A 15,856-nucleotide genomic window follows, 5' to 3' on the forward strand; every position below is an offset into this window, starting at 1 on the left:
CCAGTTCCGAGTAGCGACGAACTCGACTCAGTGGCTTCCCAAGCCTGCACTGCTGGGTCGAACCAGTTGGCGGGTGTCGGTTCGACCCAGCAGTCGACGCTTGGGAGGGTACTCAGCTGTCGGCCTGTGGCATCACCAGCGTCAGCAGGATGACGCCGGCCATGATCGCGGCCAGCGCGACGTATCCCTGATCGAAGTAGCCGTAGTCGGCGACGACGCCGAAGACGACCGGCCCGCCGGCACCGAGCGTCGCCGACGTCGTGCGGACGACACCCAGTCCCGTCCCCTGTTTCTCCGCGGAGAAGGAGTCGGCCAGATACGACTGGGTGACCGCCCCGGAACCGAGCATCGTACTGATCAGGGCGGTGACGCCGACGAGCAACCAGAGGTTGTCGAGCAGCGGAAGCAAGAGAAAGCCGGCGACCGAGGGCAACAGGACGGCCACGAGCGACCCTCGCATCCCGATGCGGTCGTAGGAGGCGCCAGCGACCGGTTTGACGACGACACCGACGGCGAAGAAGAAGCCAAAGAGGAGACTCGAGACCGCCGGCGAGAAGCCCTTGACGGTCGTCAGATAGGTCGGGTAAAAGGCCGTAAACGACTGCCAGATGAAGATATAGAGAAAGAGGATGCCCGCCATGAAACCCAGCCCGGGGTTTCGTAGCTCGCCGAAGACGGCGAGGGTATCGCCGAGTGACTGGGTCTGGCCGTCGGCTCCGCTCGAGGGCTGGGCCGGGACGGCGACGTAGAGAACGACCCCGCCCAGCAACAACAGCGGGGCGACGAATCCCAACCCCGCTTGCCACGCGACGGCGGCGGCCAGCGCGGCGGCAATCGGTGGCAGGACGGTCTGGCCGATGTCGCCGGTCGCCATCGTCACGCCGAGTGCGCTCCCGAGTCGCTCGGCGTACAGGTTCGAGAGGATCGTGATGCGGGCGATGGGATACAGCGAGTGGCCGAGTCCCCAGACCGCGGTCGCGAGAAAGAGGACGATCGCCGAGGACGACGCGACGATGACGCCGACCGCGATGGCGACGACCGTCGTCCCCACGAGCATGAGCTTTCGCTCGTCGTATCGATCCGCCAGGATGCCGGCCGGCAGCTGCCCGATCGAGCCGAACAGCCACAGGATAGAGACCAACAGTCCCGCGACGGAGAGGCTCAACCCGTAGGTTGTCTGCAGGTACGGGAGCACGACCGGTAGGACCATGCGCGTTCCGACCAGCAGTCCCCAAGCCGTCGCGATCGCGACGAGGGAGACGCCCGTCCCATTGCCCCACAATCCCCGCACCTCCTGCCCGAGTACCGACCGAACATCCATCGAACAATCGTTAGCCCAGCCTCGAGTCCAGTCGCTCTTAGTAACTGGCTTCGCCCCCGGCATTTTCCTGTTCTATCCCCCGATATCGATCGTTTCGTTTTACAACCGACCAGCGACGCTCCACCTCGAGTACCGATCCAAAGCGCCGCAGGCAATCGCTACGATGTCGACCCGAAGGCGAAGGCTTTTGCGCGCCCGAGCGCCAAGACGGTGGTAATGACCGGAGACGACCCACTCGAGGAGTCCGAGTCAGGGGAACCGCCGACCGATGGAGGTGATGGGACCGCAGATCCACAGCCGGGGCTTCGGCCCGACGGTGGCGCCGCAGGTGCCGACGACGTTGCACTGGACCCCTGGGGATCCTCGAGCGTCTCCGACTACCGCAACCTCTTCGAGGAGTTCGGTATCGAGGAGTTCGACGACATTCTCCCCGACGTGGCGAACCCCCACTACCTGATGCGCCGGGGTGTGATCTTCGGTCACCGGGACTTCGGGCCGGTCGCCGAAGCGCTCCGAAACGACGAGCCGGCGGCCGTCCTCTCGGGGTTCATGCCGACCGGCGACCCCCACATCGGTCACAAGCTCGTCTTCGACGAGATCATCTGGCACCAACAGCAGGGGGCGGACGCCTACGCGCTGATCGCCGACCTCGAGGCGAATTCCGCCCGCGGGATGAGCTGGGCGGAGATCGACGAACACGCCCGGAGCTACCTGCTGTCCCTGCTCGCGCTCGGCTTCGACCCCGAGGAGGGGACCCTCTATCGGCAGTCGACCAACCGCGAGGTGCAGGATCTGGCCTTCGATCTGGGCGCGGAAGCCAACTTCTCGGAGTTCCAGGCGATCTACGGCTTCGACGGCGAGACCGACGTCTCCCACATGCAGTCGGTCGTCACCCAGATGGCCGACATCCTCTACCCGCAACTCGAGGAACCCAAACCGACCGTCATCCCCGTCGGCCCCGACCAGGACCCCCACGTCCGGCTGGCACGGGATCTGGCCGAGCGGATGCGTTATTTCAAGGTCAGCGAGGCCTACGCCAGCTTCGAACTCGAGCCCGACGAGCGCGACCTCGTCGCCGAATATTACGACCGACTCGATCCGGCCGAGTTCGACGACGACCAACTCCGGTGTACTCACGTCGCCGACGCGCTCGCGGAGACGCCGCTTGCGGAGCTCGAGACCGACGCCGACACCCTCAGTTCGGTCCTGACGAAACTCGAGGAGGCGGGGATGGAACCGATCCGACCCCGAACCAGGTTCTTCGATCGGCGGGCGACCGAGGATGCCTTCGAGGCTCTCATCGATGCCGTCGACGGTGAGAAACGGGTCTACGAGAGCCACGTCGACGCCTTCGAGATCGATCGCGCCGAAGCCGAAGAACTCGCTCGCGAGATCGAGGTCGACACCGGCGGCTACGGCTTCCAGCCGCCCTCCTCGATCTACCACCGGTTCATGACCGGCCTCACCGGCGGGAAGATGTCCTCCTCGATTCCGGCCAGCCACATCTCCCTGCTGGACGACCCCGAGGACGGCTACGACAAGGTCAAATCCGCGACCACGGGCGGCCGCGAGACCGCCGAGGAACAGCGGGAGAAAGGCGGCCGCGCCGACGAGTGTCCCGTCTACGAACTGTACGCCTACCTGCTTGCCGGCGACGACGACGAGTTCGCAAAGCGCGTCTACGACGAGTGCGTCGGCGGCGACCGGCTCTGTGGCGACTGCAAGGAGCAAGCGGCGCAGTTGATGCAGGAGTTCCTCACAGACCACCAGGAGAAACGCGAAGAGGTCGAGGAACTACTCGAGGAAGCGGATATCGAACTCGAGTCGCCGCGGCGGCGGTAAGTCGCCGGTCGTCTTCTACAATCACCTCGGCGCTCGAGTCTGACGAACATATATACGTCCGTTCGTGAAACGTGGGGACGAATGCCCCGCCCTCCCCGCGACGCGGACGACCTCCTGGTCTGTGCCGACGTGCTCGGCGCCTTCGGCGTCACGGCGGCGGACGTGCGCCGTACCGACGAGGGCGACGCCGGCTCTCTCGAGGCGGCCCTCGAGACGTTGCTGTCGGACGGGCGGGATCGGACCGCCGTCCTCCGGGCGACGATCGCACGGAGCGACCGCGGGATCAGCTGCTCGGCGCGGTATCCACGTGAGACGCTGGCCGCGGAACTGCGGGCCGCCTTCGAGTCGATCGGCTGGTCACTCGCCCTCGAGCCCCGCGAGTCGCCGGGGTCGGGCGACCGGATGGCGGTAACCGTGACCGACCACCGCGGTCGACGCCGCGAGACGACCCCCGAGTACCCCGAAACGCCGCTGGGCTCGGACAATTTTCCGGCGATCTTGCACGCTATCGACGAGTCACTGCTCGCGGGCACCGACGCGAGTTTCGTCCTCCTCTCGAGCGGCGTCGACCGCTGGCGGGCCGCGCTGGTCGACGACGACGAACTCGAGCGCCTGCAGGATCGGTACGGCTCGCGCATTTCGGCGGTCGAGGAGCCGCTCTTGCCCGAGTACGGCCTCGCAGCCTACACCGACGCGGAACCGACGAGCGAGCCCTGGCCCGGGTGGGCCAACAGCCGCGAGCGCAAGGGGAGTCAGTCGACACTGGACGATATCGGCTCGCTCATCGACGAGGCCGAAACTGACCGCGCTGTGGGGGCAGCCGCCGCAACTGGTGAGAATGACGCCACGACGACCGGCGGTGTCGACGAGCGATCGTCCGACGCCGACACCGACGGCTTCGAGCTGCGGGGCTCGCCCTCGGTGTCGCGCGTGCGTGATGGCGAGTCGAGCGCCGAGTCGCCGACCGAAGCGACCGCGACTCCCTCGAGCCCCGCACCGACGACTCCCTCGAGCGACCGACCGACAGAGTCCTCGAGTTCGTCGTCGGAACTCGGCACGCTCTCGGGAACGACCGAGACGAAACGCCTCTCGAACGACTCGTTCGGCAGCGACGTCGCCTGGGAGACCGACGACGACCAGTACCGGGCTCTCGGCGCGGCACTCGGGGCCGGCGGGCGAATCTCCGTCGACGGACTGCTCGAGGACGAACAGTTCCTGCCCGAACTCCCCGAAACCGAGCCAGACGAGACCCGTATCGAGTTCGAGAATCCGTTTGATCCGGCGGCGATTCAGGAGGCGACGGCCGCCGCCGAGGAGTCGGGGTTCGTCTGGGTCGATTCGGGCTCGCTCGAGACGACGCGAGTCTCGTCGAAGTAGGCACGGCTTCGACGGCCACGACACCCGGGCGAGAGTGCGGTGAGCGCACTCTGGAATAACCATCCGAAATAACCATTGTATTTGATAACTATTATACTGGATACTGTGACTTTCTTGGATATCATGTCCTGTCGACGGAGACTCAGTGACGAATGCATCGATCACCTCGAAACCGCACTCCAGGCCGACGAGTCCTCGGAGAAGGACTTCCACGTTCGGCAGGTCCTCCAGGCCTGCGGTGTCGAACAGCTCCCTGCCGAGTAATCCGCAGATAGCGACTGGGTGGGGCGCTCGAGCGACGGCTCCCGAAGTGCCGGTCGGCATCTATCAATCTGCAATAAGATTTAGCACGGTTGGCTCGAAAGTCGGGAGCGTCGATGATAGAAACGGCCGTGGCGATCGCAGTGGGAGCAGTCGGTCTCGCCGGGGCCGGCCTCTACTGGACCGCAGCTCTCGGCGCGACTCGCCCCGATCGTCCGGGGCGCGCTGCGTTCGTTCTCGTGGCCGGCCTGCTGGCGACGGCGGCGGTCGGTGCTGTCGGCGGCCACCTCGTTGGCCTCGAGGTGACGGATGCGCGCTGGCACCTGCTGGTTCGCGTGCCGGTGTATCTGGCCATTGGACCGTGGCTGGTGTTTGTCTTCCAGTTCACCGGGCGCGGAACCCATCTCACCGGCTGGCGGACGGTCGCGCTGATGAGCCCGATCGCGCTCTTTACTGTTTCGCTGACCGGCCAAACGCTCTATACTTGGCTCGCGACCGAACTGCTCGAGACGCCCGGCACACTCGTCGCCGGGACTCCGGTTGCCAGTCGGCTCACGGTCGTCGTCATCAGTCTCGGTCTCGTCGTCTACGCACTCGCGTTCACCGGTCTGGTGGCGCTCTTACAGACGAGTTACACTAGCCCACAGTGTCGGCCGGGAGTTGCTGGTGTCCTGTGTGGTGCGATGTTCGGACCGCTGTTACCCTCGTTCGTCGCCTGGTCGGCCAGCCACGCCGCCGGCTCGATGGCGATCGTCGGTACCTACGCCGTCGGGTTCTGTCTCAGCGCGGGCTGTCTCTGGCTCGCACTCACGCGCTTTGGCGTGTTCGATTCCTCGGCCGTCGCGGCTGGGACCGTCGCCCGACGGACGCTTCCAGCCGAACTCGACGACCTCATCGTCGTCGTCGACGATCGCGAACGGATCGTCGACTACAACGCAGCCACGCGGGAGACTCTCGATCTCGCGCCGGCGGCGGCGATCGGAACGCCGCTCGAGGATGTCTGTGACAGCCCAACAGACGACCTCACGCGCGATGGCATCGTGACCCTGGAGACGGCGGACGGACCACGCCGGTTCGACTTACAGACGTCCGAGTTGGGCGACGGCCAGCAGTGGCTCGGACGCGTCCTGAGCTTTCGGGATGTCACCAGGCGCGAGCTCCGCGAACAGCGGATTCGGATTCTCAATCGCGTGTTGCGACACAACCTCCGGAACAAACTCTCGATCGTCAGGGGCAACGCAGAGCGGGTTCCCATGACCGACGAACCGGCCGCCGTCGCCGACGAGATCCAGGCCGCCTCCGACGAGTTGCTGGCACTCGGCGAGAAAGCACGAGCGATCGAATCCGTACTGTCCTCACAGCAGTCATACACCGGCTCGACCAACGTGGCCCCAATCGTCGAGGCTGCGGTCGAAGACGCTCGTGGGGCCAACGATGTCGAGATCGAGTACTCGATAGAGACGACGTTGGCTCTCGAAGCCAGCGGCCGTGCACTCGAGTATCTCGTCACCGAACTGATCGAAAACGCGATCGAACACGTCGACGGTGAGACGCCCCGACTCGAGGTGACGATCGGTGGCACCGATCGACGTGGTCGGCTATCGGTCGCCGACAACGGACCCGGCATCCCCGAAGACGAACGGACCGCGATTCAGGAGGGCGAAGAGTCGGCGCTCGTCCACGGCAGTGGACTCGGGCTCTGGGGGGTTCGTTGGGTCGTGACGCTCCTGGGTGGCGAAATGCAGTTCGTCGAAAACGAGCCCCGCGGCACGGTGGTCCGCATCGATCTGCCCAGAGTCGATACCTCCCCGTCACAACCGAGCCAGGCCGCAGAAGCGGTTCAATCGCGATAGTGAGGAACAGTTGGGGTTGATGACCAACGGCTGGGTGAATGTGTCTCGAAGACACACCACAATATTTTTGCATCGGCTCGCGTATCCTCGAGCAATGACATCCGAATCCCACGACTGCGATGGTGTCGACGGACGAACGCAGTGCGAGCGGCCGGGATTCGACTTCGTTTTTGCCGGCTGAGGGCGGACGGTGGAGCCGCGTCGGGCCACATCGGTCGACGCCGGCGAAACCGTCCACGTCGGTACGCGACTCGAGTCCTGTGGGGATCACCCGTTGTCCCCTGCCCTGGAGAGTCGCGCCGAGTCGGAACCGCTAACTGACCGCCACCCAGCCATGTAACCAAGCGAATGCAACTGCCAGCATCACAGGTCGCAGTCTTAGAGGCTGTGAACGCGGACGAGGCGACGGCCGTCGACGCCCTCGCCGCGGCGACCGAGCTGCCCCCCGAGACCGTCACCGGCGCGGTATTCGAACTCGAAGACGAGGGCCTGGTCGCCGTCAGCGAGCGCACCGACGAAACGATCGACCTGACCGACGAGGGACGGGCCTACGCCGACGAGGCGCTCCCCGAACTCCGACTCTACGAGGCCGCTCTCGAGGCCGGCGCGGGAGACGAACCGGTCCAGATGGGCCAGGTCATCGGCCGGTCGGGACTCGAGGGCCCACAGGTCGACATCGCGCTCTCGAACTACGCCCGGAAAGGGTACGGCGCGATCGACAGCGGCGAGATCACGGCCGACCCCGACGCCGACCCCGACGCGGATCCGGAAGCGAACGCTCTCGAGATCCTCGCCGACACCGGCGAGACGGCACCCGACGCGGTCGAGGTTGGCGACGAGACCGTCGAGGGCCTCGAGAGCCGCGGGCTACTCGAGCGGTCGGAGTCGATCCTTCGCGAAGTCACACTGACAGAGCGGGGCGTCACGGAACTGATGGCCGGCCTCGAGACCGCCGAGACGGTCGGACAGGTAACGCCCGAACTGCTCACGAGCGGCGAGTGGGATGACGTGGAGTTCGCCGAGTACAACGTCGAAGCCGACGCCGAGCGGTTCGAGGGCGGCAACGTCCACATCCTGCGCCAGACCGCCGAGCGCGTCAAAGACGTCCTCGTCGGCATGGGCTTTCAGGAGATGGAAGGTCCCCACGTCGACGCGGACTTTTGGATCAATGACTGCCTGTTCATGCCCCAGGACCACCCCGCGCGGACCCACTGGGACCGGTTCGCCTTAGCGGAACCGACCCATATCGACGAGCTCCCCGCGGATCTCATCGCGGATGTCGAACGCGCTCACCGCGAGGGCGTCGGCCCGGACGGCGAAGGCTATCACTCGCCGTGGGATGCGGACTTCGCTCGGGCGCTTGCGTTGCGTGGACACACTACTTCGCTGTCGACGCGCTATCTCTCGGGCGAGCAGATCGGCGAGATCGAGCCGCCGGCGCGGTACTTCAGCGTCGAGAAAGTCTATCGAAACGACACGCTCGATCCGACACACCTGCTCGAGTTCTTCCAGATCGAGGGCTGGGTGATGGCCGAGGATCTCTCGGTGCGCGATCTGATGGGTACCTTCGAGGAGTTCTACGCCCAGTTCGGCATCACCGACATCGAGTTCAAACCCCACTACAACCCCTATACGGAGCCGAGCTTCGAGCTGTTCGGCACCCATCCGACGACGGGTGAACTGGTCGAAATCGGTAACTCCGGCATCTTCCGCGAGGAGATGCTCGAACCGCTTGGCGTCGACTGTGATGTCATGGCCTGGGGGCTGGCTCTCGAGCGCCTGCTGATGCTGATGTACGGCTTCGAGGACATTCGTGACATCCACGGGACGCTCTGTGATCTGGAACTGCTGCGCAACACGGAGGTGACCTACTGATGCCCACGGTCGAGATCGACCCCGACGAACTGCGGGACCTGAGCGGTCACGAGGAGAAGGACGACGACGAACTCAAAGACGACCTCTTCGGGCTCGGCCTCGAGTTCGAGGGCCGCACCGAGGCGGGCGCGTTCGAACTCGAGTTCGCTCCCGACCGGCTCGACCGGCTCTCGGTCGAGGGTGTGGCCCGCTCGCTGCGCTACCAGTACGGCGACGCTCGCGGCGTTCACGTCCCCGGCACGAACTCGCCGGAGTGGACCATCCGGGTCGACGACTCGGTACCCGAGGAGCGACCGTACGTCACCGGGGCGGTGATCCGCGACGTGAATCTCGACGAGGAGGGGCTCGAGTCGCTCATCCAGCTCCAGGAGAAGCTCCACGCGACGATGGGGCGCAAACGCGCGAAGGGTGCGATCGGGATCCACGATCTGACGATGCTCAAAGGGGCGGCGGTGACCGACACCGAAAGCAATCCCACGATCGAGTACGTCGGCGTCGAACCCGACGAGGATCGGTTCGTCCCCCTCGATTCCGACGCCGAGCTGACGCCCGCCGAGGTGCTCGAGGAGCACCAGACCGGTCGGACCTACGCCGACCTCGTCAGCGAGTACGAGCGCTATCCCGCGATCTACGACGATCTCGGGCTGTTCTCGTTCCCGCCGGTGATCAACGGCCGCCGGACCGAAGTCTCGACGGACTCGCGGGACCTCTTCGTCGAGATGACCGGCACCGACCAGTGGACGATCGACAAGATGCTGACCATCGTCTGCTACGCGCTGGCCGCTCGCGGCGCGACGATCGAGGATGTCGTCGTCGAGTACGCCGATCACGAACTGCACCGACCGGACCTCTCGACGAAGACCAAGACCGTCGCCCACGACCGTATTGAGACGATCCTCGGCATCGGGCTCGATCCCGAGGAAGTGATCGATCTGGCCGAACGGTCGGGTCTGGATGCCGAACGGTCGGAAAACAAGGATGGAGACCTCGTCTACGAGGTGACGATCCCACCCTACCGCGTCGACGTGCTCCACCCGCTGGATGTGATCGACGACCTCGGCCGGGCCTACGGCTTCAACGACTTAGAGCCGAAGTACCCCGACGTCGGAACCGTTGGCGGTCGCCACGAACGCTCCCGGCTCGAGCGCTCGGTGCGTGAACAACTCGTCGGTCTCGGCTTCGAGGACCTGCTGAACTTCCACATGATCAGCGAGGAAGCGAACTACGAGCGCGTCGATGTCTCGCCCGACGCCGCCGTCTACGGTGCGGGCAAGCCGGCGACGATCAAGGGCCCCTACAGCGAGGACTTCACGATGTTACGGACGTGGGTTACGCCGTCGCTGTTGATGGTCCTCGAGCGAAACACTCACCGCGCCTATCCCCAGGACCTCGCCGAAATCGGCTTCACTGCGGCGGTCGACGACGGCGAGAACACCGGTATCGCCGAACGACGGCGCGTCGGGGCCGTCCTCGCGAGCCACGAAGCCGGCTACGAGGACGCCAAAGCCCGCCTGCAGGCACTCTGTCGGCGCTTCGATGTCGATCTCGAGACGCCGCCGACAGACCACCCGACCTACATTTCGGGTCGAACCGCCAGCGTCGTCATCGACGGCGAGGACGTCGGCGTCATCGGCGAACTGCACCCACGGGTACTCGTCGAACACGACCTCGAGGTGCCCGTGGCGGGCTTCGAGTTCGACCTCGCGGCGCTGCAGTAGCTCCGCGAGCGAAGCGAGTGGCCGACAGTGAACATACGGTCGAGCCCCCACCTGCCGAAATCGGGTCAGACTCGCCGCGTGAGGTGGTCACGGACGGCTCGCTGGCAGTCTCGACAGCACGCCTCGAGTCGAAGTGCTGTCGAGAGCACCGGATACGTGGTCGGGGGATCTCCATAGAGGTAACTGACGAGTTGGTGGTGGGCCATCCCGGTCCCGTTGTACGTCGTCGTATCCTGCAGCACCGCCTGCCGGTCCTGACAGCACCTGCGGCAGGTTTCTCGGTGGATCGAGAGCGTTTCGTGGCGGTCCTGTAACTCCTCGAAGTTCAGTTCCAGCAGTGATCGCTCGTTCGCGTCGACGAGCCAGGCGATGATAGGTTCGAGTGCATCGAGTGCGGCTCGAAGCGAGTCGCGTTCGGCCTTGAGTGCGTGAGACATCGTCTCAAGTTTGCTGCGATTCTGCTGGACTGCCGAGAGGATACTCGCTTGCAGATCGGGGGTACACTGATGATCGGTCGTCGGCGCGAGCGCGACGGCAAGTTCGGTGCCGAGTTCGGCTGCGATCGTTTCTTGGAGCGGTTCGGCTTCGTCGACGTCGTCGACGCTGTGGGGTCGAACGGTTTCGGCGAATACGTCTCGAACGTCCTCACATTGATCGCCGGCAGTCACGGGAGATCGAACGGTCGTCGAGACGGCGAGTGCGCCGCCGTTCGTCGGCTGCGGTGCGATCGATTCGGCGTTGCTCACCGGATCGAGGTCGTCGACTCGTTTCGCGAACCGATCGACCGCGTCTAATTTGTTCGCTACGCTCTCGCGTTCGGTCTCGACTCGCGAGAGTGCGCCGTGGACGTGGGTTTCGACGGTCATCGGTGGGAAGCAGGTGCAACGGTGACCAGTCCGGATGGACGATCGGTCGGCTCGGTCGTGACGGTTAGCTCCCACACCGATTCGGAACCACTCGAGTGGTGTTCGGTCGCTCCGATGTCGAGTGCTCGAGTCGGAGACTGTCGAAACAGTTCGAGCACGAGCGGCAACGTGACGACTCGATCGTCGGGCCCCTCGAGCGCGTAGTCGGTGAGGGTGACGGTCCACGATCGCGCCTCGGCGTTTGCATCTGTCGGTCGCGAGTGGAGCGTATACGCCTCGAGCAGTGCCACTGATTGGAGATGGGCGAGCGTCGACTCGAGCGGATCCGAAAGCAACCGATCGGACGGCAATCGTTGTGTCGACGCCAATAGGAGATCCGCTTGCTCGTCCGGGTCGAGACGCGCCTCGAGTTCACTGGCCATACTCTCGAGGAGACAGAGACAGAGTTCGTCGGTCGCTTCGATGCGCTCGGCCGCGTCGAAGTACGTCGCCATGATCGCATCCTCGAGGTCGTCGTGGGCGGAGTCGGCGATCGTTTCGAACACGACACCGGCGACGGTGTGACAGAATTCGACGACGGATGTCGTCTGGAGCGGTGTCGCTGCTGTCGATGACCCATCGTCGTCGGTCGGCGTTGGTCCGGACGGACACTGCGAGACGACGATCTCGTAGTACGGGACCTGCGGATCGTACTGACGAAGCGTAGCCCGATACTGTTCGGTCGCCTGTGCGGCCGCTCGTGCGGCTCCGCGACTCTCGAATTCCAGCCCCGACGCCGGAACCGGCCGGTCGCCCGTGCGCGCACAGACGAGCCGGTATCGTCCGGACTCGCTCGAGAGCGACTCGATGTACTGACGAATGTCGCCGAGTGTCGTTCCAACCATTTTAGGCTAACCTAAAGAATAGCAGCTATATATAATTTAGGCAGGCCTAAATAGTGGCCAGTGCCGGCGACACGCCGTAGCGCGAAGACGTGTGGTGATTTCACCGAGGGATATCGCTCGTGCTCACAGTGCGAGCGGAAGCGACCGCAGCGCAAAATCTCGTTAGAATTCGTGTTCGACGTCCTCTTCGTCGGCTTTTTGGATGATGATCTTGCCGTCCCGAACCCGGACGAAAACCTCGTCGCCGATGTCCATGCCCGCGACCGCGAGTTCGTCCTCGTGGAGATTCAAATGGACGTTGTGATAGTTGCCGTCGTCGTCTTTCGCACCGCTTGGACTCAACTTCTTTTTCCGTACCATCGCGGGATTCTGTTCCGAACTTCGCCGTAGGATATACTTAAGTGTTTACTCCGACACAGCAGACGATTGCCGTGGCGATCGGTCGTCGTCGCATCTCGCGCTGATCGATATTACGACGGCAGATATTGCGGAATTGTAGCGTCCCCTTTGCACTTAAAGATACCGACGCTGTCAGTCGGTTTTTGGGGGATATCTTTATGTCGGGCCGTGTGTTCGGTTGACATGGAGCGAAAACCATGGTACGTGAAGACGGGAAACGAAACTTTGCATTGCGTGAGTCCGACGGGGAAGAGACGAGCGTCTTCTCGGGGAACACCCCGCGACAGGCGGCGCTCAAAGCAGCCCGGCGGCTCGAGCCGGGCTCGAGCGAGGACGCGGCAGAACGTGTCGAGCTCAAGTTACGGGAAAAAGGAACGGACAAAGTCCACATCTACGACGGCTGGGCCTGGGAGGAGACGGCACCGGACGACAAGCCCGACTGGATGCCAAACGAGATTACCGAGGCAAACGTCTCGAAGCAAGGGATCGATCACATCGACGAGTAACGTGGCGATAGCCGGCCGTTTTCGACGAGGGTACAGCAGGAGCAGCGCGAGTGCGGACGTGTTTTTGAGGTACTGCGACTGCGCTTGTCGTCCGTCCCGTCGCGTCTCGGTCGATATTGACGTGTGTCCGAAATAATATGACATGGACACTGGTACGGATTCGTTAGCTGTATTTTGGAAGGCTAGGCAGTAATTTTGCGGTTTGAGTCAATGCTTTTGGTGAGTGTGTAGATATGGTAGACAGACGACGGATGACGAAACCAAAACCGGTGTACATCGAGCGAATGGATCGTCCATCGACGATCGATAGGATGGCTGTATGATCGGGTGGCAGTCGACGACCTGTATGCGATGTGCCGTCGGCTGTGGACACCTGCAACGGGGTGCCGACGAGGGACTCGGTGTTGCAGACGTCCGCGGTCACGTCGAGCATCCGGTCAATCGCGGACTCGCGTGTCGGCGCGGGATTCGCGAGTCCGTCGACCCGGAGGGCGAGTGGTTGAGCCAACCGCTGGTTCGTCGCGGCGACTCCCTCGAGCCGACCGACTGGAACACGGCACTGGGAATCGTCGCCTCGGAGTGTATCGAAGCGCTGGCTGACGACCCCGACCGGGTCGCCGTCCTCGGGAGCGGCCAGCAGACCAACGAAGCAGCGTACGCGCTCGGCAAAGTCGCTCGCGGAGCGATCGGCACTCGACACTACGATGCCAACACGACGCTGTGTATGGCGAGTGCCGTAACGGCATACTACCAGGCGTTTGGTAGCGACGCGCCGCCGCCGACCTACGACGATGTCCCCGAGACGACGACGCATCTCGTCTGGGGGGCGAACCCAGCCGTCGCCCACCCCGTTTTGTATCGCTGGATCCTCGACAGCGCCACGGAGGCGGGCTGTGAGTTGCTCGTCGTCGATCCAGTCGAGAGCGAAACAGCCGGCGACGCCGACTGTCACGTCGCCATCGAGCCCGGCACCGACCTTGCGCTGGCACGTGCGGTGCTGGCACGCGTCGTCGACCGAGGGATGGTCGACCACGCGTTCGTCGAGCAGTCGACGACGGGTTTTGCGGAGCTCGTCGGATCGCTGCCGGCGGCGACGGACGCCGCGGCGACGGCCGGCATCTCGCTCGAGACGGTCGACCGAATCGCGGACGCGTTGGCCGAACCGACCTTGTTGTATTGGGGGATGGGGGTCAATCAGAGCGTGCAGGGGACGACGACCGCCCGCGCGTTGATCGACCTCTGTCTGGCGACCGGCAACCTTCGACCCGGAAGTGGCCCGTTCTCGCTGACCGGGCAGGCGAACTCGATGGGAGCGCGCGTCTGTGCCTCGAAAGGGACCTGGCCGGGCCACCGGGCGTTTGGCGACCCCGGCCATCGAAAGACCGTTGCGACGACGTGGGACGTTCCACTCGGGCGACTCCCCGAGGACCCCGGTCCGGGTCCCGTCGGCATCGTCGACAACGTCCTCCTCGGCGACGTCGATGTTTGTTGGACCGTCGCGACGAATCCGGTCGCCGGCATGCCCGACGCAGGGACGGTCAGGCGTGCCGTCGACGACGTTTTTCTGGTCGCACAGGATGCCTTCTGGACCGAGACCGTCGCGCGTGCAGACGTCGTCTTACCCGCAGCGACCTGGGGCGAAACGAACGGGACGACGACCAACATGGAACGCACCGTCTCGAGAGTGACTCCCGCGACAGTTCCACCAGCGGACATTCGACAGGATATAGATATCATCGCCGAGATCGGCAACCGAATCGAACCGGAGTTGTTTTCCGAGCCACCGATCGACCCCGAAGGGATCTTCGACGAACTCCGCGAGTTAACCGCGGGCACCCCAGCCGATCTTTCCGGTATTACCTACGATCGCCTCGAGCGCGAACTCGCGGTCAGGTGGCCAACGAGCGATCCGACGAGCCAGGGTGGCTATCGGTACTATGTCGCGGACGAGTCGTCGTGGTCGTTTCCGACGGCCGATGGGCGAGCACGGTTCTCGAGAGGAAATTACAGCGGGCTCGCGGAGCCGCCAACCGAGGCGTATCCACTCACGCTGACTACCGGTCGCCGCGCGGATACGTACAACACGGGCGTTCGGATGCGGGAAACCGGTGGCGACGGACTGCCAGTCGCCCGGTTGCATCCCGAAGAGATCGTCGAGTACATCGACGCACTGGATCGGGGACGGACGGTAATTCAATCCCGTCGAGCGTCGATCACCGTCGAAGTACAGCCCGATGATCGGGCTCCACCGGGCGTCGTCTGGATGGACATTCATCACCCCGACGTGAACGAACTGACGCTGCCAGCGGTCGACCCCGAGTCGAACGAGCCCAACTACAAACAGTGTGCCGTCGCGGTCGTCGCGCCCGAACAAACGCCGCCGTTGAACTATGCCGGACTCTCACACCAGGGGACCGCGGACGTGCGTTCACGGGACTAATGGTCACGTCTGCACTGCGGGTTCGACTCACACCGACGGATTCGACCCTGCAGTGTAGCCTTGGAACGGTACTGGCGGAGTTCCTCTCGATGCGATTGTCGGTGAACATCTGTCGTCTCGAACCGTGATTTGATTGACGATCACAACCGACCGCGCGACAGCTGACAGCTGCCTCGAGTCGGCATCGGTCGCTGTACGGTTCGGCACAGAACCGTTTGTTGCGGTGTGTGCATGCGGTTTCGGATCGGAAAGGGTGCGTGATCTATACCCGTTTGATCATTTCAACCCGAGTCGAAATTCTGCAAACGATTATTTATTTCTCCACCAGAGGGGAGAAATATACTACCGAACTACCGATCGGTTTGGGAACGATAATCTCTCAAGCGAAATTATGGCCATTCGACAACGGCAGGGTTTATTGTATGGACGATCGTCTACGACTGATGTACTATGGAACAAGAAGTGGACTCGAGAGAGGATAATTGTGGACAAATGGGGTCCCGTCTGACTGGCG

12 protein-coding genes are annotated in these 15,856 nt (G+C 63.9%); 8 read left to right on the forward strand and 4 right to left on the reverse strand.

Annotation, left to right across the window (positions count from 1 at the left end; all coding sequences use genetic code 11):
* Window positions 1–112 precede the first annotated feature (112 nt).
* Window positions 113–1,321, reverse strand: a complete 1,209-nt coding sequence (locus D8Y22_RS06150) for an MFS transporter (protein WP_174811781.1) — start codon at window positions 1,319–1,321, stop codon at window positions 113–115.
* A 216-nt stretch (window positions 1,322–1,537) separates the two neighbouring features.
* Here D8Y22_RS06150 and D8Y22_RS06155 point away from each other — a divergent pair, with 216 nt between their 5' ends.
* From D8Y22_RS06155 to pheT, 6 genes are all read left to right on the forward strand, one after another.
* The gene (locus D8Y22_RS06155) at window positions 1,538–3,163 is read left to right on the forward strand and encodes a tryptophan--tRNA ligase (protein ID WP_141463827.1); all 1,626 of its coding nucleotides are present in this window, start codon (window positions 1,538–1,540) and stop codon (window positions 3,161–3,163) included.
* 81 nt (window positions 3,164–3,244) lie between these two features.
* Window positions 3,245–4,540 (forward strand): hypothetical protein, encoded by a 1,296-nt coding sequence (locus tag D8Y22_RS06160; protein WP_141463828.1) that lies wholly within the window; start codon window positions 3,245–3,247, stop codon window positions 4,538–4,540.
* 123 nt (window positions 4,541–4,663) lie between these two features.
* Window positions 4,664–4,804, forward strand: coding sequence for a hypothetical protein (locus D8Y22_RS22260; protein ID WP_174811782.1), 141 nt, complete (start codon window positions 4,664–4,666; stop codon window positions 4,802–4,804).
* A 113-nt stretch (window positions 4,805–4,917) separates the two neighbouring features.
* Window positions 4,918–6,654: an ATP-binding protein gene (locus D8Y22_RS06165; protein ID WP_141463829.1), complete on the forward strand. Its 1,737-nt coding sequence runs from the start codon at window positions 4,918–4,920 to the stop codon at window positions 6,652–6,654.
* Between the two features lie 348 nt (window positions 6,655–7,002).
* Entirely contained in the window at window positions 7,003–8,529 is a 1,527-nt protein-coding gene (gene pheS / locus D8Y22_RS06170; protein ID WP_141463830.1) for a phenylalanine--tRNA ligase subunit alpha, read from the forward strand.
* Window positions 8,529–10,247, forward strand: a complete 1,719-nt coding sequence (pheT, locus tag D8Y22_RS06175) for a phenylalanine--tRNA ligase subunit beta (RefSeq protein WP_141463831.1) — start codon at window positions 8,529–8,531, stop codon at window positions 10,245–10,247. Before pheS ends, pheT begins: the two co-directional genes overlap by 1 nt.
* Window positions 10,248–10,312: 65 nt before the next feature.
* Here pheT and D8Y22_RS06180 read toward each other — a convergent pair whose 3' ends face one another.
* The 3 genes from D8Y22_RS06180 to D8Y22_RS06190 form a co-directional block, all read right to left on the reverse strand.
* Entirely contained in the window at window positions 10,313–11,113 is an 801-nt protein-coding gene (locus tag D8Y22_RS06180; RefSeq protein WP_141463832.1) for a DUF7260 family protein, read from the reverse strand.
* Entirely contained in the window at window positions 11,110–11,997 is an 888-nt protein-coding gene (locus tag D8Y22_RS06185) for a DUF7551 domain-containing protein (RefSeq protein ID WP_141463833.1), read from the reverse strand. The genes D8Y22_RS06180 and D8Y22_RS06185 overlap by 4 nt, the downstream gene beginning before the upstream one ends.
* Before the next feature lie 162 nt (window positions 11,998–12,159).
* The gene (locus D8Y22_RS06190) at window positions 12,160–12,357 is read right to left on the reverse strand and encodes a hypothetical protein (protein WP_141463834.1); all 198 of its coding nucleotides are present in this window, start codon (window positions 12,355–12,357) and stop codon (window positions 12,160–12,162) included.
* Window positions 12,358–12,593: 236 nt separating this feature from the next.
* On the opposite strand from D8Y22_RS06190, the gene D8Y22_RS06195 reads away from it, so the two are divergent.
* On the forward strand, window positions 12,594–12,902 hold the full coding sequence (locus D8Y22_RS06195) for a non-histone chromosomal MC1 family protein (protein ID WP_141463835.1): 309 nt from the start codon (window positions 12,594–12,596) through the stop codon (window positions 12,900–12,902).
* Between the two features lie 319 nt (window positions 12,903–13,221).
* Window positions 13,222–15,342, forward strand: coding sequence for an assimilatory nitrate reductase NasA (gene nasA / locus D8Y22_RS06200; RefSeq protein WP_174811783.1), 2,121 nt, complete (start codon window positions 13,222–13,224; stop codon window positions 15,340–15,342).
* The last annotated feature ends 514 nt before the right edge of the window (window positions 15,343–15,856 follow it).

This window comes from Salinadaptatus halalkaliphilus (assembly GCF_006543045.1).
In the GTDB taxonomy this organism is placed as follows: Archaea; Halobacteriota; Halobacteria; order Halobacteriales; family Natrialbaceae; genus Salinadaptatus; species Salinadaptatus halalkaliphilus.